Origin of the sequence: Sphingobacteruim zhuxiongii (assembly GCF_009557615.1) — a bacterium.
Classification (GTDB): Bacteria; Bacteroidota; Bacteroidia; order Sphingobacteriales; family Sphingobacteriaceae; genus Sphingobacterium; species Sphingobacterium zhuxiongii.
Genome location: NZ_CP045652.1, coordinates 2,333,947 through 2,355,151 on the forward strand (window position 1 = coordinate 2,333,947; position 21,205 = coordinate 2,355,151).

General features: G+C 40.3%; 18 protein-coding genes. 7 read left to right on the forward strand and 11 right to left on the reverse strand.

What is annotated here, in order from left to right; all coding sequences use genetic code 11:
• Position 1 precedes the first annotated feature (1 nt).
• The 3 genes from topA to yihA all read right to left on the reverse strand — a co-directional run bounded on the left by topA (position 2) and on the right by yihA (position 3,946).
• Positions 2-2,383: a type I DNA topoisomerase gene (gene topA / locus GFH32_RS09955; protein ID WP_153511469.1), complete on the reverse strand. Its 2,382-nt coding sequence runs from the start codon at positions 2,381-2,383 to the stop codon at positions 2-4.
• Between the two features lie 96 nt (positions 2,384-2,479).
• The gene (locus GFH32_RS09960; RefSeq protein WP_153511470.1) at positions 2,480-3,331 is read right to left on the reverse strand and encodes a UbiA-like polyprenyltransferase; all 852 of its coding nucleotides are present in this window, start codon (positions 3,329-3,331) and stop codon (positions 2,480-2,482) included.
• Positions 3,332-3,334: 3 nt separating this feature from the next.
• Positions 3,335-3,946, reverse strand: coding sequence for a ribosome biogenesis GTP-binding protein YihA/YsxC (yihA, locus tag GFH32_RS09965; RefSeq protein WP_153511471.1), 612 nt, complete (start codon positions 3,944-3,946; stop codon positions 3,335-3,337).
• A 113-nt stretch (positions 3,947-4,059) separates the two neighbouring features.
• Here yihA and GFH32_RS09970 point away from each other — a divergent pair, with 113 nt between their 5' ends.
• The 3 genes from GFH32_RS09970 (at position 4,060) to nhaA (ending at position 7,680) form a co-directional block, all read left to right on the forward strand.
• Positions 4,060-4,968, forward strand: coding sequence for an ABC transporter ATP-binding protein (locus tag GFH32_RS09970; RefSeq protein ID WP_153511472.1), 909 nt, complete (start codon positions 4,060-4,062; stop codon positions 4,966-4,968).
• Positions 4,969-4,983: 15 nt separating this feature from the next.
• Complete coding sequence (locus GFH32_RS09975) at positions 4,984-6,300, forward strand: ABC transporter permease (RefSeq protein ID WP_153511473.1); 1,317 nt, start codon at positions 4,984-4,986, stop codon at positions 6,298-6,300.
• Between the two features lie 201 nt (positions 6,301-6,501).
• On the forward strand, positions 6,502-7,680 hold the full coding sequence (nhaA, locus tag GFH32_RS09980) for a Na+/H+ antiporter NhaA (protein WP_153511474.1): 1,179 nt from the start codon (positions 6,502-6,504) through the stop codon (positions 7,678-7,680).
• Positions 7,681-7,788: 108 nt separating this feature from the next.
• On the opposite strand, the gene GFH32_RS09985 is transcribed toward nhaA, so the two are convergent.
• Positions 7,789-8,148 (reverse strand): hypothetical protein, encoded by a 360-nt coding sequence (locus GFH32_RS09985; protein WP_153511475.1) that lies wholly within the window; start codon positions 8,146-8,148, stop codon positions 7,789-7,791.
• Positions 8,149-8,203: 55 nt separating this feature from the next.
• Positions 8,204-8,347 carry a hypothetical protein gene (locus GFH32_RS09990; protein ID WP_153511476.1) on the reverse strand — a complete coding sequence of 48 codons (144 nt, stop codon included), beginning with the start codon at positions 8,345-8,347 and terminating at the stop codon, positions 8,204-8,206.
• 128 nt (positions 8,348-8,475) lie between these two features.
• Here GFH32_RS09990 and GFH32_RS09995 point away from each other — a divergent pair, with 128 nt between their 5' ends.
• Positions 8,476-10,620 (forward strand): right-handed parallel beta-helix repeat-containing protein, encoded by a 2,145-nt coding sequence (locus tag GFH32_RS09995; protein WP_153511477.1) that lies wholly within the window; start codon positions 8,476-8,478, stop codon positions 10,618-10,620.
• 31 nt (positions 10,621-10,651) lie between these two features.
• Here GFH32_RS09995 and GFH32_RS10000 read toward each other — a convergent pair whose 3' ends face one another.
• The 3 genes from GFH32_RS10000 to GFH32_RS10010 form a co-directional block, all read right to left on the reverse strand.
• Positions 10,652-11,269: an alpha/beta hydrolase gene (locus GFH32_RS10000; protein ID WP_153511478.1), complete on the reverse strand. Its 618-nt coding sequence runs from the start codon at positions 11,267-11,269 to the stop codon at positions 10,652-10,654.
• A gap of 15 nt (positions 11,270-11,284) precedes the next feature.
• On the reverse strand, positions 11,285-12,223 hold the full coding sequence (locus tag GFH32_RS10005; RefSeq protein ID WP_153511479.1) for a ring-cleaving dioxygenase: 939 nt from the start codon (positions 12,221-12,223) through the stop codon (positions 11,285-11,287).
• Positions 12,224-12,361: 138 nt separating this feature from the next.
• A complete protein-coding gene (locus GFH32_RS10010; protein ID WP_153511480.1) occupies positions 12,362-12,697 on the reverse strand; it encodes a LytR/AlgR family response regulator transcription factor in 336 nt (111 codons plus the stop codon).
• Positions 12,698-13,147: 450 nt separating this feature from the next.
• On the opposite strand from GFH32_RS10010, the gene GFH32_RS10015 reads away from it, so the two are divergent.
• On the forward strand, positions 13,148-13,930 hold the full coding sequence (locus tag GFH32_RS10015; protein WP_153511481.1) for a GLPGLI family protein: 783 nt from the start codon (positions 13,148-13,150) through the stop codon (positions 13,928-13,930).
• Positions 13,931-13,997: 67 nt separating this feature from the next.
• A complete protein-coding gene (locus GFH32_RS10020) occupies positions 13,998-16,616 on the forward strand; it encodes a hypothetical protein (protein ID WP_153511482.1) in 2,619 nt (872 codons plus the stop codon).
• Between the two features lie 4 nt (positions 16,617-16,620).
• Here the strand turns inward: GFH32_RS10020 and GFH32_RS10025 are convergent, their stop codons facing one another.
• From GFH32_RS10025 to metA, 3 genes are all read right to left on the reverse strand, one after another.
• Complete coding sequence (locus GFH32_RS10025) at positions 16,621-17,280, reverse strand: DUF6266 family protein (protein ID WP_153511483.1); 660 nt, start codon at positions 17,278-17,280, stop codon at positions 16,621-16,623.
• A 227-nt stretch (positions 17,281-17,507) separates the two neighbouring features.
• Positions 17,508-18,326, reverse strand: a complete 819-nt coding sequence (locus GFH32_RS10030) for a class I SAM-dependent methyltransferase (RefSeq protein ID WP_153511484.1) — start codon at positions 18,324-18,326, stop codon at positions 17,508-17,510.
• 409 nt (positions 18,327-18,735) lie between these two features.
• Entirely contained in the window at positions 18,736-19,680 is a 945-nt protein-coding gene (gene metA, locus GFH32_RS10035; RefSeq protein ID WP_153511485.1) for a homoserine O-acetyltransferase MetA, read from the reverse strand.
• Positions 19,681-19,857: 177 nt separating this feature from the next.
• Here metA and gdhA point away from each other — a divergent pair, with 177 nt between their 5' ends.
• Positions 19,858-21,192 (forward strand): NADP-specific glutamate dehydrogenase, encoded by a 1,335-nt coding sequence (gene gdhA / locus GFH32_RS10040; protein WP_153511486.1) that lies wholly within the window; start codon positions 19,858-19,860, stop codon positions 21,190-21,192.
• Positions 21,193-21,205: the final 13 nt, after the last annotated feature.

Genomic DNA, 21,205 nt, shown 5'->3' on the forward strand with positions numbered 1-21,205 from the left:
CTTACTTCTTCTTTGCTCGAGCTGCTGGTTTTGCCGCCTTTGTTGTTTTTGTTGCTCTCGTTGTCTTCTTTCCAGTGGAACCTTTACTATCCTCTTCTGCCCATTTCAAGACATCCGCATAGCTGATGTTTTCCACTTCCGTGCCCTTAGGAATCTTTAGATTTTGCTTCCCGAAACGTACAAATGGACCCCATCTTCCGTTCTCAATTCTTGCTTCATCATTCTCTTCGAAGACTCTGATAATCTTATCCTTATCCTTTTGACGCTTCTCGACAATAATCTCAATCGCCTGCTCTTCCGTTACATCCAATGGATCCACTCCTTTTGGTAAGGAATAGAAGCTGCTGTTATGACGAATATATGGCCCAAAACGACCAATTGCAACAGTCATCTCTTTCTCTTCGAATGCACCTACTTTCTTCGGCAGATTAAATAGGTCTAATGCTTCTTCAAAAGTGATGGTCTCAATCATTTGACCTTTACGGAGCGATGCAAAACGTGGTTTTTCTTCATCATCTGCAGATCCAATTTGAACCAATGGTCCAAAACGTCCTACACGAACAGAGATAGGCTTACCTGAAACAGGATCTACACCTAGTTCACGCTCATGTGTCGCACGATCGGCATTCTCTAAAGTATCTTGCACTTCCGAGTGGAAAGGTCCATAGAAATTTGACAGCATATCTGTCCACTCCTTATAACCTTGTGCAATCTCATCAAATTCCTTCTCTACGGTAGCCGTAAAGTTGTAATCAACGATATCTTTAAAGTGTTGAACTAAGAAGTCGTTCACCAAGACACCAATGTCTGTTGGGAATAGCTTGCTGCGTTCAGCACCAGTAATTTCTGTCTTCTTTACACTAGAGACTAAGCCATTTTCTAAGCTTATCACCTCATAAATGCGCTCTTTACCATCACGGTCTTCTTTAACCACGTAGCCTCTATTTTGAATCGTAGAGATCGTTGGCGCATAAGTAGAAGGTCTACCAATACCCAATTCCTCTAGTTTCTTAACCAAAGAAGCCTCAGTAAAACGTGCTGAAGCACGTGAGAAACGTTCTGTCGCTTGCATATTCTTCAATTGCAAGTCTTGACCAACGCTTAATGGAGGTAATAACTTGTTATCCGAATCCGCGTCATCAAATCCTTCTTGATCCTCATCATCGGTAGACTCCATGTAAACTTTTAAGAAACCATCAAATTTCAAAACCTCTCCAGTCGCTACAAAATCTTCCGAACGCGTAGAAACATTGATCTTTGCGGTTGTTTTCTCAAACTCTGCTTCACTCATTTGAGACGCAATCGAACGCTTCCAGATTAACTCATATAATCTACGCTCTGAATTATCGCCTTCAATAGAGTGCTCATTGAAGTATGTTGGACGAATCGCCTCGTGGGCCTCTTGGGCTCCTGCGCTCTTCGTACGGTATTGTCTTTGTTTATGGTAATGATCCCCATACGCACTAGTAATCTCCGCTCTCGCAGCTTGTAATGCCGTGTCTGAGAGGTTCACAGAGTCTGTACGCATATAGGTAATACGTCCTGCCTCATATAAACGTTGTGCGACTTGCATCGTACGCGCTACAGAAAAGCCTAGCTTTCTGCTGGCTTCCTGCTGTAATGTAGAAGTGGTGAATGGAGCAGCAGGCGTTCTTTTTGAAGGCTTTGTTTCTAAGTTTCCTACCTTAAAGTTCGCAGAAACGCAGTCCTTAAGAAATTGCTCTGCTTCTGCTGATGTTTGGAAACGCTGCGGCAATTCTGCTTTTAATTGCTCTTTTCCTTTACCTGTATTAAATATAGCGACAACTTTATAAGATGCCTCTGCTTCAAATCTATTTATTTCGCGCTCGCGCTCAACGATTAATCGAACGGCAACAGATTGCACACGACCCGCTGATAAAGACGGTTTTACCTTTTTCCAAAGAACTGGAGAAAGCTCAAAACCTACTAATCTATCTAATACACGGCGTGCTTGTTGTGCGTTTACTAAGTTATAATCTATCTTTCTAGGCGATTCAATGGCTTTTAAAATCGCTGGCTTGGTAATCTCATGAAATACAATACGCTTGGTATTCTCATCTTTAAGACCTAAGGTCTCAAAGAGGTGCCATGATATCGCTTCCCCCTCGCGGTCCTCATCGGACGCTAACCATACTGTCTCTGCAGATTTCGCTAATTTCTTCAATTCACTGACAATCGCTTTCTTGTCGGCAGGCACTTCATACTTCTGCTGAAAGTTGTTATCCGTATCAATCGCATCATCAGTCTTTACCAAATCTCTGATATGACCATAGCTGGATTTCACTAGAAAATCCTTCCCTAAATACCCCTCAATTGTTTTTGCTTTTGCCGGAGACTCGACTATCAATAGATTTTTCGCCATTTATTTTTAATAGATTTCATGCAAAGAAAATGATTTCAAAATGGAATGCAAATAAAAATTTACGTCCATTTATCAAAAAGTGCGTAATATCATCCTTTATATAAAGGTAATATCAAGTAAATAAAAGACCATAAAAACCACTGAGGCAATACCATTCGTCGTCATAAACGCCCGATCTACCCTACTTAAATCAGTAGGACTCACTATTCGATGTTGGTAGATCAATAAACTACCATAAAATACTAATCCTATATAATAGAACCATCCGGTAGGCATAAAAAATACAGGAAGGCTCACAAATATAAACGATAGCACATGCAGCCCTTCAGAGATTCGTAGCGCCTTTGCGCCACCGAAATTCGCAGGAATAGAATTTAACCCATTCTCCCGATCGAACTCCTCATCTTGTAAGGCATAAATAATATCAAAACCACTCACCCAAGTCAATACCGCTAATCCATAAAAAATTGGTACTATACTAAATTGACCTGTAACAGCGAGGTAAGCACCAACTGGTGCCAAGCCCAATCCTAAACCCAATACCAAATGGCAGAGCGGTGATATCCGCTTCATATAGGAATAGAATAAAACTACAAACAGCGCTACTGGTGCTAACACCAAACACATTGCATTAATAAAATAACAAGCAACCATGAATATCAAGCAGTTGATAATCGTAAATGTCAATGCTTGTTTAGCGGAAATACGACCGGCTGGAATATCCCGAACGGCCGTACGGGGATTCAACGCATCGATATCACGATCTAAATATCGGTTAAATGCCATGGCAGCATTACGTGCCGTCACCATACAAACCAACATTAAAGCGAAAAGCTTCCAGTCGAACTTATAGGCTGTCGTTGTAATAGCTAAGAAAAAACCGATAATAGCAAATGGAAGTGCAAAAATACTGTGTGCAAATAGCACTAAGGACATATACTTCTTCATGAATTACTCTATCGGCGATACAAATTGTTGATTAATATTCTCGATATTCGATAGCACTAGTTCACAACCTAATTTGGATTCTGCGGAGGTTAAGAAGTGAACTGGCAATTCTTCAAACCATTTCTTTAACGCTCTTCGGAACTTCGCTATATTTTGATCTGATTTTACACCCGACTGTTTATCCGCTTTGGTAAATACCAATTGGAAAGGGATCCCCTGCTCGCCTAGCCAGAACACAAAGTCTAAGTCATTCTTTTGTGGCTCTAATCGACTATCAATCAATACAAATACACATTGTAAATTAGCGCGATTGATGAGGTAGGCGCGAATAAATTTCTCCCAAATACCGCGATTCTTCTTCGATGTCTGCGCGAATCCATAACCCGGTAAATCGACTAAATACCAATTCTTATTGATCAAAAAATGGTTAATTAATTGCGTTTTCCCAGGTTTCTGTGATGTCTTCGCTAAACCTTTTCGAGACGTCATCGCATTGATTAACGAGGACTTCCCTACATTGGAACGGCCGATAAATGCATATTCCGGAAGATTAGCGATTGGAAGTTTATCGATTTCTGTATTACTACATATAAATTCTGCGTCTTTTACGATCATGCTACAAAGGTACGATTTCTAATATCTTTTTTCAGTTTTCTCCTTTTTAAAGAATTAGTTTCATGTTATCTGCATTTTAACTAATTTAACCACAAAATAAATTAACCAACCATATGCTAGATATTCGAAACATCGTAAAGCAGTATGCAAACCATCGCGCTTTAGACGATGTGTCCTTGTTCATTCCAAAAGGTAAGATATTTGGACTTCTGGGCCCCAATGGTGCTGGGAAAACATCCCTCATCCGTATTATCAATCAGATCACAGCTCCTGACGCTGGCGAAATCTACTTCGATGGACAGCTGCTATCACCCGAGCATGTCGAACGTATCGGCTATCTCCCTGAAGAAAGAGGCTTGTATAAGAAAATGCAAATCGGCGAGCAAATGATCTACCTCGCACAGCTGAAAGGCTTGTCGAAGTCCGATGCCAAACAAAGACTGAAATACTGGTTTGAGAAATTACAAATTGAATCTTGGTGGGATAAAAAAGTTGAAGACCTTAGTAAAGGTATGCAGCAGAAAGTGCAATTTGTAGCAACCGTACTGCATGAACCCGATTTAATTATCCTAGATGAGCCCTTCTCGGGCTTTGACCCAGTGAATGCGCAGATTATTCAAGATGAAATTCTGGAACTCAATAAAAAAGGTGCAACCATTATCTACTCCACACACCGTATGGAATCTGTTGAGGCACTATGTGATAATATCGCGCTGATTAATAAATCAAAGAAAATATTAGACGGTTCAGTTCGCGAAATTAAAAATGAGTATAGAAATCAAACTTATACGATTACCTATACCTCCGAAAGCCACGGCCCAATTCCACAGGATGAACTCTATCATATTATAGGGCATGAAAAGCTGGAAGAAGAGCAAAAACTAACCGTACGTATTAACGAGAACAAAAGCCTTAACGATGTGCTTAGCTTTCTCATCCCGCAAGTGGAGATTCATCAAATCTTTGAAATCATCCCTTCCATGAATGATATATTTATCAGCCGAGTGACTCAACATAACTAATATAACGCGCTATTTATGAACAAGATATTATTAATTGTACAAAGAGAATATTTAAGTCGCGTTAAGAAGAAATCCTTCTTATTGACCACCTTCTTAGTGCCTTTATTTTTTATTGGCCTCTATGTCGGCACTTTCCTGTTGACCCAAAAGAGTTTTGAAGATTCCAAAGCACTAGTCTATGTGCTGGATCATACCGATTCTGTTCAGCAGCAATTGAAGTCCAATACGCAAATCACCTATGCGACGTCCAGTGAGGAATTACAACGGCAATTGAAGGACGTCAAAGAAAAAGGCGATAAAACAAGTTTGTTGGTTATTCCAAAGGATTTCTTCAGCAGCAAGAAGATCGAATTTCTTTCTGCTGGCAAGCCGAATATTAAGATTCAATCGGAAATCGAAGATGAACTCGAGAAAATTCTATTGGCACATGCGTATAAGGAGTTGAATATTGACGCGGAAAAGATAAAAAATATCGATACCAAGGTCGAAACCTCAGCGAAAGAGATTACAGAAACTGGCGATACCAAAGAAAGCGACACCCGAATTGCGATGGGCATTGCGATGGGACTCTCCATTTTAATCTATCTATCCCTATTCTTGTACGGTGCACAGGTGATGCGCGGCATTATCGAGGAGAAATCATCGCGAATTGTCGAAGTCATTATTTCCTCCGTAAAGCCTTTTCAGTTAATGATGGGTAAGATTATTGGAATAGGTTTAGTCGGTATCACACAGTTTATCCTATGGATTGTCCTAACCTTCAGTCTATTTACAATTGCCACACAGACGCTGATTGATAAAAAGGATCTTCAAAACCAAATGATGGGGCAATCTAACATGAAAACTGCCGAATTATCGCAGTCTAGCGCCATTGCAATAGATATACAAACAGCCTTAGCAGGCGTTAACTTACCGGAATTGTTAACCTGCTTTTTCCTATTCTTTTTATTAGGCTATATGTTGTACAGCGCGCTATTCGCCGCTGTAGGTTCCGCTGTAGACAGCGAAACCGAAGCAAACCAATTTACCATGCCGATTACTATGCCCTTGTTATTAGCGTATATGTTATCGTTTGGCGTGCTGATCAATGATCCACATGGAAGCATTGCCACATGGCTAAGTTTTATACCCCTAACGTCACCAATCGCGATGCTAGTGCGCATACCATTCGGTGTACCGACATGGCAAATTATTCTATCCCTCGTACTCTTATTCGGCGGATTCTTGTTCACCACCTGGGCAGCAGCAAGAATATACCGCGTCGGAATATTAATGTATGGTAAAAAGGCGAGTATCAAAGAATTGATTAAATGGTTTAATTACAAGGATTAACCCTCAATAGAAAAAATACATAAACGACGGCTAAGACACTTCTAAACAGTGATATTAGCCGTCGTTTTCTATTAAAACCCAAGCTTCGATATAGCTTTGTTACCCGATTAACGCCGATTTATCAAGGGCAATCCCTTTAATTTTCATATATTTACAGCTTTAATTTTCACATCCCTAGAGAACTATTATTCAAAAAAAATAATGGCAAAACTGATTAATCTAACTGTATTTAAGCGATTCCTTTCGTCGAACTATGCTGGCGGTATCCTCCTTTTTTCTTGTGTTATCGTATCCTTAATTATTGCAAATTCCCCTTTATCCGAAGCCTTCAATCAATTTTTTCAACAGGTCATCGGTTATGAAAGCGAAAGTATACAACTTAAATACTCCCTAAAGCAATGGATTGACGACGGCTTAATGGCTATTTTCTTTCTATTGGTCGGCTTAGAAATCAAACGCGAATTGGTTGAGGGTGAACTATCTTCTCCAAAAAAGGCTGCATTGCCTATTCTCGCAGCGATCGGTGGCGCTTTAGTACCAGCAGGAATCTATGCGGCACTCAACTTTAGCGAGCCCACACATCATGGCTGGGGAATCCCAATGGCAACAGATATTGCTTTTGCACTTGCAATTATCACCTTATTAGGCAAACGTGTACCTGCAAGCTTGAAGATCTTTCTTGCTGCATTGGCCATTGTAGATGATCTATTAGCCATTTTGGTGATTGCCATCTTCTACTCTTCCGAATTACACTTAACCTACTTAATGTATGCAGGTGCAATCTTACTGATGCTGGTTGCTTTTAACCGTTTTGGCGTCAAGAATATCTGGGCTTACTTGATTCCGGGCCTCTTTATCTGGTATTTTGTACATCATTCAGGCATACATGCAACGATTGCTGGCGTATTGGTAGCGATGACCTTACCAACAACACCTGATGCAACAGAATCACCGCTAGAGAAGCTGGAGCATGCATTAGTAAACCCAGTGAACTTTATTATTATCCCATTATTTGCGCTAGTCAACACCAACATCACCTTGCATCAAGAGATGATCGGCGGATTGACGTCACCACTAGGTTTAGGTATCATCCTAGGTTTATTCCTCGGGAAAACTATCGGGATTTTTACGACTTCGTATATCTGCGTAAAATCAAAACTGGCAAACCTCCCTGAGGAAGCCAGCTGGAAACACATGATCGGTGTGGGTATGCTCGGCGGTATTGGATTTACCATGTCGATCTTTATATCGATGCTTTCGTTTAAAGATCCGTTGTTTATCGAAGAAGCCAAATTTGCTGTATTAATTGGCTCACTGATTTCCGGCTTATGTGGATACTTATTCCTCTCTTCCCTTGCGAAAAAGAAGATCAAATCATAAGACAAAGGGCAATAAATCCCTTCGATTCCCTAAGGTGCTATAAATCTTAAAAGCCAGGAGTATATCCTGGCTTTTTATTGTTGTAGTGTAACTGATTGTCCCTTTTTACTAGATCTTCAACGGTGCTTCTTTGTATTTCTTCGTACAAGAATTGTAAATCAACGTGATAGTTCCAACATCACTAAACTTTTCAATAGTTACTTTCTCCCCTGCACAGGTATAACCTTCCGCAGGCGCGACTGTACTACAGGTCGGACACATCGTCATCGGAAAGAAAATAGTTTTCCCTTGATATAAGGCGCTGTAAAGATTTACCTCCATTGAATTCTGTTTCGTACATTTCAAAACTTTTTCGAAACGTTCCTTCATCTCTTTATAACAACTTGGAACATTTGGATTATCCTTATCCTTGCTGCATGCACACATAAAAATTAGCATGAATATTAAAATTGGATTTAAATTTTTCATAATGGCTATGTTAGTATGTATATATTACGAGCAGAAGGAATTAGACGCTACAGGACTAAACAATCAAAATAATAGATTCGCTTCCACCTCCATCCTTCCAGAGCGCTTGAACTCCGAAGCAGTCTCGAAGAAAAGCCGCAAAAGAACATGCCTCGTATAGGATTTCATCCGCAATAGCCCAGAATTTTACATTTCCCATCAACCCTATTGCTAAAACTATATAGCAATCAATAAACTGTCTTTTAAATTTGACTATGCGCAATAAAATCCCTATTTTCATAGCACGTTACTCAAACACTTAAACCTATTTAATTAACCAGTTTCTTCATGAAAAGATACTTGCTTACATTCCTTCTGCTGATTGCCTTAACGGCTGCCAAGGCTGATATCGTTTTATACGTAGCACCCGATGGCGACAATAATAACGCTGGGACGCTCGAAAAACCATTAAAATCCATCGAATTCGCACTTCAAAAAGCAAAAGAGCTCAAACGAACACAAGCTGACGAAGCCATCAAAATCTTCCTCCGCGCTGGCGAATATCCCTTTACAAGAACCGCACGCATTGACAAAGCATTGTCTGGAACTCCCAATAAACCTACGCTAATTGCTGCTTATCAGAATGAAAAAGTCGTATTTACTGGCGCAATCAAACTTCAGGGTAGCGATTTTTCACCCGTACGCGATAGTAAAGTACGCGGATATTTACATAAAGACGCGGCTAGCAAGATTCTGACAGCAAAAATTGACCCGAGCCTTGGTACAATCGACAATGATCTTTTTCCGCATGGCTTCGGATATAGCCCTGAAGAACTTAGCACGGCAAGCAGCATGCTGTTTATCGATAATCAAGCTTTCGAACTGGGAAGATGGCCCAATGCTGGGGAACCGATCGTTAAGATTGGCGAAGTCCTCGACAAAGGCTCCATCGCGCGATATGGCAAGGTCGATAATCCTTGGGGAGCAAAATTCAAATTCCATGATGCCATTAAAAACTGGAAGCAGAAAGATAATATCTGGATATACGGATATTTCGCTTATGGGTATTCCGACGATAATGTGCGCATCAAGGAAATCGATCACAAAAACAAACTGATTACAACCGATCATCCGCATATCTACGGCTTTCATGCCAGCGCCGATACCTCCGATTGGGGATTAAAGCATTCGCATAAGATCCGTGGTTTTCACTTCTACAATATTTTGGAAGAGGTTGATCAGCCCGGTGAATACTACCTTGATCGACAAGCAAACCAACTCTATATCCATCCTTCTGCGCCGATTAATGCACAGAGCGATATTCGTTTGACGCAGTTTGCCGAGCCTTTCTTGATGGTCGAAGGAGCCAACTACATCAATATTCAGCACATAGATTTTAAGTATGCACGTGGATTGGGAATTTACTTAGGCTATGTGAGCCATATCAATATTCAAAACTGTCGCTTTGAGAATCTTGGTGGTCGTGCCATCTCTCTTGGCGATACTTATCCGAGCAAGCAAAAGATCGAGACTGAAAATCAGAACTTCAATAGTTACGTCAAAGTAGAAAACTGCTATATCAATAATATGGGCTCTGGAGGCATTTATATCAACGGTGGCGATAGTAGAGCGTTAGTTTCAGGTAACAACCTCGTACAAAACTGTGAGATCTCCAATTTTAATCTCTTCAATAAAACCTATGCTCCTGCAATCCGTGTCACAGGTGTGGGGCATACTGTAAGACATTGCTATATACATTCAGCACCCCATATGGCGATCGCCTTTCAAGGGAATCAGTTGCTATTTGAATACAATAAAATCGCCAATGTTTGTCAAAATGCTTCCGATATGGGCGCCATTTACACCGGTCGAAATCAGGCAGAACAGCAAAATACAATCCGTTATAACTATTTTGAGAACGTCTATAAAGACGAAGAAAATCGCGTATGTGCCGTTTATCTAGACGATGGAACCGTTGGTCACCAGGTATATGGCAATATCTTTAACCGCTGTGGCAACCCGACAGATAAAGGTTCTTTTGGTGCGGTACATGTTAATGGTGGGTATAATAACTACTTCAGCAATAATATTTTTATCAACTGTAAGCAAGCCCTTGGAAATAGCCCTTGGACCAATGAAAAGTGGAAAACCGACCTGATGGCCACCGACCTGCAAAATAAGCTCACACAACGCGTCGATATCCGTTCTGAAGCCTATCAAGATGCCTACCCTGATCTACATAGTATTCTCGATACCTCCATTACGCCGATGCGCTACAACTATACCGACAATAATATCGCATTCCTCTGCGGAAACTTCGCTGCCGGAAATTTCATTAATTCCAATATGATATTTCTCAAAGACAGCGAAAAAGCAGACCCATTTGTCGACTATAAAAACAAAAACTTCAACCTCAAAGACAGTATTCGCATCAAAGAAGTGCTCCCTAATTTTAAAACAATCCCTTGGGATAGAATTGGTTTGGTGGAGTAGAATTTAGATGTTAGATATTAGATGTTAGACACTAACCTCCACCAAGCACCAAATTCGCCTGATCAATCTCATCTTGAACAATCGTATGAGGCATTCCCGGATAAATCTTCTCTGTCACTTGAGCACCCATGCTTTCCAGAATCTGTGTGCTTTCATGCACGCGGCTTACGGGCACATGGAAATCAGGATCACTGCTACCGATAAATACAGGGGTGTCATAGAAATTGCCGCTGTAATTATTCTGATAAATCTGATCGCCGATTAATCCGCCGGTGAACGCTATTGCACCGCCATAGCGCTTCGCGTGACGTGTAACGTATTCCAAGGTAAGACAGGCACCTTGCGAAAATCCGAGGAAGTAGATATGCTCTTCCTGGATGCCTTTCGCTAAGGCTTCTTGAACTGTATCGCCAACCAATGCTAAAGCCGAATCTAAATAGGGCTGATTGGAATCTATCTCTGCCATAAAGCTATGTGGATACCAGGTACTGTTCGTCGCTTGTGGGGCGAGCAACAGAAAATCTTCAACCTGAAGAAGATCGGCAAGGGATAAAATATCCTGTGCCGAACCGCCTCTACCGTGGAGCATAATTAAAGCTTTTGTAGCATTGCTGGTATTGCCAGCTTGTAATATATTCTTTGTATGCATAAACGTTCCTTTCCCTTAACCTTCTAACTTTGGTAATACTTTCTCAATCTCTGCACGACTACCCTCATACTGTCTAGGTAATTTTAATGCCGTACCTAAAGATGCTAATGGTTCATCGACATCGAATCCCGGATTTTCAGTCGCAATTTCAAACAATACACCACCTGGTTCACGGAAGTACAAAGAGTGGAAGTAATCTCTATCAATTTGAGGTGTAATTTGTAATCCAGCACTCATTATTTTCTCACGTAATTCCATCTGATCCGCATCGTCTTTAACGCGGAAGGCAACATGATGATTCGTACCCGCTGTATTGACTCCACGTGCAGTATTCGCATCAATTAACACATCAATTGTATTTGCAGTATCGATGGTATCGGTCGCAAAGCGATAACGATTCCCCTCTTGCGCTACTTGCTGATAACCTAATAAATCCGTTAAAACCTTCGCTGTTGGATCCAATTCACGTAAAGTCAAAGTCGTATTGTGAAAACCCTTAGTAGCTACATTCTGAGCCACATCTGTTGTTGTCCAACCCGTTCTGCTATCGCCCGCTTTTGGTATAACTAACGACAAGTTCAATCCATCAGGATCTAGAAATGGGTAATATACCTCACCAAAACGCTCTACCGGATCTCCAGTTAATACGTTGTTTTCACCAAAACGTGCTTTCCAAAAGTCAACACTACCCTCAGGAACAGCATAAGCAATTTCTGTAGCCATCCCAGCACCGTTTCGTCCCTTTCCGATACCTTCCCATGGGAAGAAGGTTAAGATGGTCCCTGCAGAACCATGCTCATCGCCATAATAAAAATGGTAGGTTCCCGGATCATCAAAGTTCACCGTTTTCTTAACCATACGCAAACCCAATACTTTGGTGTAAAAATCATAATTACGCTGTGCAAGATTCGCAATAGCCGTAATATGATGTAATCCTAATACTTTATTTTCCATGATTTCTCCTTTTCTATTTAACCAAAAAACAACACTATTGTTGTGATTTGTATTACAAATGTGCAGAGAAAAGAATACCCAATTATTGATGTATGTTAAGAAGTGATAAAGAACAAATTATTTTTAGAAATAATCCGCTTAATGATTAACCAATTTAGCTTGCACCATTGCATAAACATCAGCTCGATAGCTGTTGCCCAGCGCTAATTTATTACCATTCAGCAAAGTTATCGTCCCAGAATAGATGGATAAGACGTACCTTAAATTCACAATAGCAGATCTAGAAACACGTAAAAAATGGCTATCTTCTTGTAATCTATGCTCCAAATTCTTCAATGTCGAATACGTTATCAAGACTTGATCTGTTAAATAAATCTTAACATAGTTTGACATCCCCTCGACGAAAACGATTTTATCCAAATCAACTCTAATAAATTCATTCCTTCGACTACCTCTAATAAATATTGAATTCATACTCTTTTGTTACTTAAGGGGCTAATTACTGAAATCTCAGGCCTAATCTAAATCGAATCATTTTTCCTATCAGCTTCTAAAAAAGAAAGCAAAATAGAACCAAATAGCAAGTTCAATCTATCCAGACGTATATATCGTTTTAACAAAATGTATTATACATAAATATATTTCGTCTCTGTTAATACAGAATGAATTTTTACATTTTTATGGTGAACTCACCTTAACAACGAAACCTTTTAATTCCTCAACTGACAAATAGAATTTCCCCGAATGTAGGCTCAGTATTATGAGCTTATTAAGCAATTAACCGAACATGGAAGCCATTCATATAAGCATAGATATAGTTCGTGTAAATACTTTTAAAGAAAATACATTTTCATATATATTCGGACCAACGATTTAACCAATACTTTATTTTGAATCACCGATCTCTACAATAAACGGCTTCATATGATATACCTTAATCTACTCCTATTATTTAGCGGAACAAACGCATACGCAACAACAGATACGAAACAAGATACTGCTCTCTTTCAAGTGGCTTATCGAATGATCCATATCGAGGATAGTACTCGTAAAAATGACCCTGTTATTTCCGAGATGATACTCTATATGGGAACAGATGAATCCTTATTCCGGATGCTTGCCGATGAAGAATCTATGCTCCTACTCCATATATCCAAAGGAGGTACGGAAGCAACGTTCAACCTAAACGAAGCCTGCTCTAGCCAGATTACATCGAATGGAAAAAGCATTCAAACAGAACGTATCGTAGATAATATGTATCAAATCGTCGAAGAGACACCTCAAATACAGTGGCAATTGACCGACGAGACCAAACATATTGATCAATATCGCGTGCAGAAAGCTATCGGTAAATTCCGCGGAAGAACTTATAGAGTATGGTTCTCGCCTGATATCCCGCTTCCCTATGGACCATGGAAATTGAATGGACTACCTGGACTAATTCTTGAAGCAAAAGATGAACGGGCAGAAATTATATTTGAATTCGGTGGCATCGAACGCCTCAACAAGCATGTACGTATTGAGCAGCCAAAAAGCTTCAAAATCAAACTCCTCAACCTAAATGAATACCAAAAGATTTATCGTCGGTTTCGCAAAGATCCCATAGCCTTTATGCAGGGTAGCTTAGGCGTTTCCAGAAACCAGATTAATACAAATGAGGACAGATCAGCCGCACAGTTTAATAATCCGCTTGAAAAGGAAATTTAAAAGCCACCTTTCATTTCACTTGTGTCTAGGGATCTTTTTACTGATAAGCCATACGCTATATGCGCAGATGCAAAACTTACAAGGTACTTTGCATAGCGACGGGATGCCGGTCGCTTCCGCGAATGTAAGTATACTGAAGGATAACATGATTATCGCCTTTTCAAGAAGTGATACGAAGGGCAATTTCCAAATCAATCTCAAGCAAGAAATCCCGCCCGATCAAGTATATCTACAAGTCAGACACCTCGCCTTCAACCGCTTATATATACGCCTAGACAGTGCTATTGCAAGCCAGTTGAGGATTGAATTACTAGCAAAATCCAAGCAGATCGACGCTATTGAAATAAAAGGACAGCGTAGGATACAGCGTACTGGCGACACCTTGACCTATCAAGTCTCCACCTTTGCCAGGGTTGAAGACCGAAAAATCGCAGATGTACTAGCGCGTATGCCGGGTATCCGTATCGATGATCGTGGTAAGATCTCCTTCAATGGTAAAGAAATCAGTTCCCTTTATGTTGACGGAACAGATATACTTGCCGAACAATACAGCCTCGCTGGAAAAACCATTCCACATGATATAATTCAAAAAGTCGACGTACTTCAAAATCATCAGCACCAACGCGTACGACAAAAAAATGAAATCAGCAATAGCGTCGCCTTAAACTTGGTCGTAAATGACAGTGCTAAAACCAATATTATTGGACAAGTAGATGCTGGTATAGCTGTTCCTGCTCAATACCAAGCAAAGATCAACAGCATGACCTTCTCTTCACGCTTTAAGATGCTACAATCTTTGACGTCCAAAACCATGGCTGAACAACTAAGTAATCATTATATTGCACAAGGCAGGCCAGATCGACAAAGCAGAACGATTAGTCCATTGCCAGAACGACATCTTCAAGCAAGCACTTTATTAGAGCCTCCAATTGCAGCCCACCTCTATCTAAACAATAATGGTCAGCTGTTATCCTCTAACAATGTATTCCGAATCAATGACAGTACCAGCTGGCGTTTACAAGTAAACCAACTATTTGATCGCAACAAACGACAAAACCAAGGCCTTACCGAAATCTACGGATCCGATCAGGTTTACACGTTTACCGAAAACAATCTAACAAAGAACATAATGCGTGGCACGGCAATCGCATCTTATCTCGAAGTCAATAAACAAAATTTCTTTTTCAGCCATAATCTGAGCACCCATTTCAATCGAAGTCGTGATAAAACTGATCTAGAAAACAGAACCGATAATATAAATCAGCAGATTCGGGCCATTAACGATGGTGTAAAACAAGCTTTACATGGGAAAATCAAGCTCCCAAACAGCAATTTACTTGAACTGGCCTGGGATCTCAGCTATCAAGCGCGCGAAGAAAATTTAACCATTCATCGAGACGGTAAATTTCAACCCAATACGCCACAAGAGGACAATAAAGCATTTCAAAAATTGAAAACTCCCATCTTTAGCAACAAATTAAGCGGCAGCTATCGTTTCAACAAAGGATTTATCAAACATCGCTATCAGTTGAGCCTCCTCAATCAATCGCATAAGCTACTGTCGAATTTAGACTTGACAGAAGCCGCAAAATCCAATTATCTAAATCTCGATTCACTAGCGGCAGCCTCTCTCCAGAATCGGATCCTTTGGAAAAACAGGGAACTCAATTTCACAAGCAGTTTGGAAACCAAATTCAATCGTTGGGAAATCGCTTGCCATTTACCAGTAAGTCTACAAAAAGTGCAAATAGAAGATCCTTTACAATCAAGTAAATCAATTCCCTCACGTGTATTCTTTAACCCACAGCTTTCTTCAAAGTATGAACTAAACGCCAACGATTTCATGCAATTCAATTACCTACATCAACAACAGATCGCAAATGTATTTGACTACTACCAAAATCCGATTTTAATCAATTTTCGAGAACTGAGACGAAATCAACAACAAACACAGGAGCAGCATAGAAATCAATTCAACCTCAGCTACAATATACAACGTCCAAATGCCCTGTTTTTTGGAAATGTCGCCGCCAACTATGGCCGAACCCATGCCCTAAGCATGACAACCCTCGCAGTAACTGACCTAATTAAAATCAGAGAAAACACAGCCCAAGAAAATACCATAGATCGTTACGAATTGTCCATCTACGCAAGCAAATACATCCCTTTTCTTCGCGGAACGATACACAACAGCATTTCAAGAACAAGCCAAAAATCCGAAATATGGATCAATCAACATCGACGCCCAATGTCAAGCGAGCTCATTTATTTTAATCTTGATTTAGACATCAAACTTAGACCAACAATTGGTATCCTTTATAATTTGCAGTACACACATGATAAGAGCAGCATTAACGATGCTGGCAATAGCACGCAGAAAATAAAAAATTCAAATCTCAAACAAGTACTCAACTTGTCCTATAGCCCCAATCCAAGACTATTTTTACAATCTCATGCGAACCATTATCAAAATCAATTACCCAACGAAACCAAAAACTATTTCTTTATTGATTTCAGTTCTCGTTGGCAACCCAAAAAAACAAAATTGGACCTGGAAATATTATTGTCAAATACCCTAAACATCAAATATTATCAAACGCGTCATATTACGGCAAACGAATTAATCAACGCACAGTATCACCTTCGCGGTAGAATGCTCTCCTCGAAATGTACCTTCTATTTCTAAGGCCTTATCGAATGATCATCCCTATATAGATCGAATTTGTAGTCGTCATCTTATGCATAGCAGAAACAAAAGCCAAATAAACATGATAGCGCTCTTCGGAATGCAATTCATCGACCGACAATTCCTGAAAACCCACTTCTATTGCATTGCCATACAACAAGCCCGCACATGCAGTATAATCCACATTTTCTGGACAGCAAAGCAGCATACACTTTAAATGCTGGTGTTTAAAATCATCAATAAAAGCCGACGGAATCTGCCATTCGACGTGGATGCGCCTCTCTTCTACATCATAATAACAGGAAACAGCATCAAATTTAAATTCCAGCCCACGACTAAAACTAAATTTGCTCCAGTCCATCTCTATCCCGTTTGCATGCTCTTTGATCGCATGCCGTAAATTAAAGGACATCGCCGAGTTATATGCCGTATGCGCTTCGGAAACCCCTTCAAATCCAACACGCGCATAAGGAAGGATCTTAATAAGATGCTGCTGCACTAACTTAAACCTCGACTGAGATGCCTTGATCTTCGCACTCACCTCCCCTTTTTTACGTTGCACCGGCAAAGCTCGAACATAAGCCTTGCCCTTCCAATTACATATCACCACGTTCCCAACCTTACCCTGCGCTAATCCAATAATCTTCTTGCTAAATATTGCCATAACCAATTAATATTTCCCTAAACATAAAAACATTAACCCACACAGCGGATAGATATTAGGTTATCAAACTGTTACTAGTTTATTAGATTAGCCCTTCAATTCCGCCTTTAATAGTCTTTTCTAAGGCTGAGCAAGGGCTCAAGTAGGCCTCAGGTCCTTACCAAGTACATAAAAAAAGACGCCATACCAGCGTCTCAATAAATATTTATCATAAGGCTTAAACAAAACTACTTCCGGGCAGCGATCATCATATGCGGACTCAAGGCAAGCAAGGAATCATCGTTTTCTGTAATCTTGGTTAACGCATCCAAGTTCTTACGCTTCTTCGCGTTTAACATGCTCTCGAAGTAATGCTTATCCAACCAGGTAATTCCTTCAACCGCATAGAGTTTATCGTATTGAAAACCTGCAGCCTCAAATTCGGCCTTCAGTTGTCCCGGTTTATGGTAGAAAGATTCCGCCATTACCCAAGGTAAATCCGACGGTGCATTGTGAATACCGGTGGCAAGCTCTGACTTGCACATCTCCAAAAATGAAGGCCCATGGATCAATCCATTCATCAAACCGACAATGGTTGATGCCGAATAGTTAATCGCAAATCCAAGCACCACACCTCCTGGCTTCAAGACACGCTTCGCCTCCAAAATAGCACGCATACGCGCCTCCTCATGTTGCAAGTGATATAGTGGTCCATGCATCACAACAACATCCGCAAAATTATCCTTAAAATCCAAATGCTGAGCTTCACCCTTTATCACCCGAAACGGCGTCTTTAGCTTATCAGCACGCTTCTGCGCCAACTTCAAGTGCTTATCCAAAGGCTCCACAAGATGCACGTCATACCCCGCCTTAGCCAACCACTCCGAATACTTCCCTGTACCCCCACCAACATCAACAACAACTCCCGTACGAGGCAAATAATGAGATATCAATACTTTAATCCGCTCAAATTCAAAAATCCCCAATCCTTTACTTAAGCGATCCTCCTCAGACGCCTTATTGTAAAAGTCCTCAATCTTTGTGCTTACGAGTTTTTTAGTGGTCATGGAGATTAGATTTTAGTATTTAGTAGTTAGATGTGAGATATTAGACATTAGATGTGAGATATTAGACATTAGATATTAGATTTTAGACGTTAGACGCATCATGCATTATCTGAAATAATGAATGTTGGACCTCAGTTTTATAGAAGATTTTTGATGAGAGTTATCCACTATTGTTCCTCCAAATTCCGATGTCCTTGATATCTAAACATGCATTTGCAATCTTTATTTATAGCCTCTTACCTATTAAAACAACAAATATAAAAACAAAAAATCTGAGTCCAAAAAAATCGGACTGACACTTATGCCAAACCGATCTGTATTTTATGACGCCATGCATCTAATATCTAATGTCTAATATCTAATATCTAAATTCTAATATCTCACATCTAAATTCTAATATCTAAAAAACCTACCCCTTAATCTTTATATCTCCCAGATTAGGTACTTCTTTCAGATTGTATGGAGTTTCTTGGTAGACATAATAGTTTAACCAGTTATTGAATAGCAGATTGGCGTGTCCAGACCAGCGTACTACAGGACCAAGTTCAGGTTGGTCATCTTGATAGTAATTTGCGGGCACATCAATTTCAAGGCCTTTCTCTCTATCGCGGGTATATTCTTCGTGCAAGGTCAATGGCGCGTATTCGGAGTGTCCTGTGAGGTAGAGCTCGCGTCCGCCACGGGTTGAAAGAATCGCTAATCCAGCTTCTTTAGAAGCGGAAAGAACAGTAATATCTTCTTTGGCAGCAATATCCTCTGCCAGAATTGTGGTATGTCGGCTATGCGGAATATAGAATTCATCATCAAAGCCGCGGAATAAAGGATCCTTTTTATCCCATGCGGTATGTTTAAATACACCGAATAGCTTTTTGTCGAGAGGTTTCTTTTCAACGCCATAGAAATGGTATAGGGCAGCTTGGGAAGCCCAACAGATATATAGCGTGGAGAACACGTGCTTACGTGCCCAATCGAAAATCTTTGTCACTTCAGGCCAGTAGGTTACTTGTTCAAATGGCAACATTTCCACGGGAGCACCAGTTACAATCATCCCATCGTACATATTTTCGTTAATATCCTCGAAGTTCTTGTAAAATAGCTCTAAGTGTTCCTCCGGCGTATTCTTTGGATTATGCGTGGTTAGGCGCAAGAAGTCCAATTCTACTTGTAAGGCATTATTCGATAATAAACGGATAAAGTCAGTCTCGGTAGAAATCTTTAGAGGCATTAAGTTGAGTACGAGTAATTTCATCGGTCGAATATCCTGTGTTTCGGCACGTAAATCACTCATCACAAAGATGTTCTCCTTTTTAAGGAGTTCTATCGCAGGTAAATTATCTGGTATCTTAACTGGCATAAAAATTCTCTTCTTTTCAATCTAAGTTGACAAATGTACAAATTGAAAAACTAAATTCTTAATAGAGCCGAAGAATTTGACGCCCAATACACGTTGAAAACAATTTATGTATAAAACTGGCATTTAAACTTAATTTTCGCTAATATTGTGCAACATAAAATAAAATATCATCAATAAATGTCCCTAATCCTTAAGAATTTTATCAAGAACGTCGAGCTCCGTAATCCGAACGAGCCAGAATTCCTACAGGCAGTAACAGAAGTAGTCGAAGATTTAATCCCCTACATCAATGAACACAGACCAGATTTCGCAGATTTGAGAATCCTGGAACGTATGGTTGAGCCAGAGCGTGCTTTATCATTTCGTGTAGCCTGGTTAGATGACAACAATCAAGTGCAAATCAATAGAGGTTATCGTGTACAAATGAACTCTGCCATCGGCCCGTACAAAGGTGGCTTACGCTTCGCTCCCGATGTAAACCTGAGCATTTTAAAATTCTTAGCCTTCGAACAGGTCTTTAAAAACAGCTTAACAAGCTTACCTATCGGTGGTGGAAAAGGTGGTTCTGATTTTGACCCGAAAGGTAAATCTGATAATGAGATCATGCGTTTCTGCCAAAGCTTTATGACAGAGTTATACCGTCATATCGGTGCTGAAACGGACGTTCCTGCAGGAGATATCGGCGTAGGATCAAGAGAGATTGGTTATTTATTTGGACAATACAAGCGTATTCAAAATAACTTTACCGGCGTGTTAACTGGTAAAGGACCGCAATGGGGAGGATCATATATCCGTCCAGAAGCAACAGGATATGGCTTATTGTATTTTGTTCAATGTGTATTAGACTACAACGAAGAATCTATTGAAGGTAAAGTAATCAGTATTTCTGGTGCTGGTAATGTGGCCTATTACGCTGCTGAAAAAGCAATTCATTTAGGTGCGAAAGTAATTACGCTATCCAATAGTACCGGTACTTTATACGATAAAGAAGGATTGACACTCGAGAAGTTAAGCTATATCGCCACTTTAGGTCGCGATTTGGCGAAATTCACGAAGAAGTTCCCTTCTGCTACTTTCCATGCGAAAGAAAATCCTTGGCAGTTTAAATGTGATATCGCATTACCGTGCGCAACACAGAACGAAGTCAATGAGGCTGATGCAAAGAAATTAGTGAAGAATGGTTGTAAGATTGTTGCAGAGGGCGCTAATATGCCATCGACAGCGGAGGCTATCAAAGTTTACGACACAGCGAAGATTCACTTTGGCCCAGGGAAAGCAGCAAATGCTGGTGGCGTCGCAGTTTCAGGTTTAGAGATGTCCCAAAATGCAATTGGACAGCAATGGAGCCATGAGAAAGTAGATCACCGTTTGAAATTGATTATGGAGAACATTCATAAAACCTGTGTTCGTTATGGCAAGGAACCAAATGGTTTCGTTAATTACCTAAAAGGCGCAAATATCGGTGGCTTTATCAAAGTTGCTGAAGCGATGAAAGCCCAAGGCGTGGTTTAACCTAATTTATTTA

What these genes read in the sequence shown, in the direction of transcription:
- yihA (WP_153511471.1), bottom strand. Translation starts at nt 3,946, where the DNA reads ATGATCGTAAAAGACGCAGAATTTATATGTAGTAATACAGAAATCGAT.
- GFH32_RS10030 (WP_153511484.1), bottom strand. Translation starts at nt 18,326, where the DNA reads ATGACCACTAAAAAACTCGTAAGCACAAAGATTGAGGACTTTTACAAT.
- GFH32_RS10020 (WP_153511482.1), top strand. Translation starts at nt 13,998, where the DNA reads ATGCAAAACTTACAAGGTACTTTGCATAGCGACGGGATGCCGGTCGCT.
- gdhA (WP_153511486.1), top strand. Translation starts at nt 19,858, where the DNA reads ATGTCCCTAATCCTTAAGAATTTTATCAAGAACGTCGAGCTCCGTAAT.
- nhaA (WP_153511474.1), top strand. Translation starts at nt 6,502, where the DNA reads ATGGCAAAACTGATTAATCTAACTGTATTTAAGCGATTCCTTTCGTCG.
- GFH32_RS10000 (WP_153511478.1), bottom strand. Translation starts at nt 11,269, where the DNA reads ATGCATACAAAGAATATATTACAAGCTGGCAATACCAGCAATGCTACA.
- metA (WP_153511485.1), bottom strand. Translation starts at nt 19,680, where the DNA reads ATGCCAGTTAAGATACCAGATAATTTACCTGCGATAGAACTCCTTAAA.
- topA (WP_153511469.1), bottom strand. Translation starts at nt 2,383, where the DNA reads ATGGCGAAAAATCTATTGATAGTCGAGTCTCCGGCAAAAGCAAAAACA.
- GFH32_RS09975 (WP_153511473.1), top strand. Translation starts at nt 4,984, where the DNA reads ATGAACAAGATATTATTAATTGTACAAAGAGAATATTTAAGTCGCGTT.
- GFH32_RS10015 (WP_153511481.1), top strand. Translation starts at nt 13,148, where the DNA reads ATGATATACCTTAATCTACTCCTATTATTTAGCGGAACAAACGCATAC.
- GFH32_RS09990 (WP_153511476.1), bottom strand. Translation starts at nt 8,347, where the DNA reads ATGGGAAATGTAAAATTCTGGGCTATTGCGGATGAAATCCTATACGAG.
- GFH32_RS10025 (WP_153511483.1), bottom strand. Translation starts at nt 17,280, where the DNA reads ATGGCAATATTTAGCAAGAAGATTATTGGATTAGCGCAGGGTAAGGTT.
- GFH32_RS09970 (WP_153511472.1), top strand. Translation starts at nt 4,060, where the DNA reads ATGCTAGATATTCGAAACATCGTAAAGCAGTATGCAAACCATCGCGCT.
- GFH32_RS09960 (WP_153511470.1), bottom strand. Translation starts at nt 3,331, where the DNA reads ATGAAGAAGTATATGTCCTTAGTGCTATTTGCACACAGTATTTTTGCA.
- GFH32_RS09995 (WP_153511477.1), top strand. Translation starts at nt 8,476, where the DNA reads ATGAAAAGATACTTGCTTACATTCCTTCTGCTGATTGCCTTAACGGCT.
- GFH32_RS10010 (WP_153511480.1), bottom strand. Translation starts at nt 12,697, where the DNA reads ATGAATTCAATATTTATTAGAGGTAGTCGAAGGAATGAATTTATTAGA.
- GFH32_RS09985 (WP_153511475.1), bottom strand. Translation starts at nt 8,148, where the DNA reads ATGAAAAATTTAAATCCAATTTTAATATTCATGCTAATTTTTATGTGT.
- GFH32_RS10005 (WP_153511479.1), bottom strand. Translation starts at nt 12,223, where the DNA reads ATGGAAAATAAAGTATTAGGATTACATCATATTACGGCTATTGCGAAT.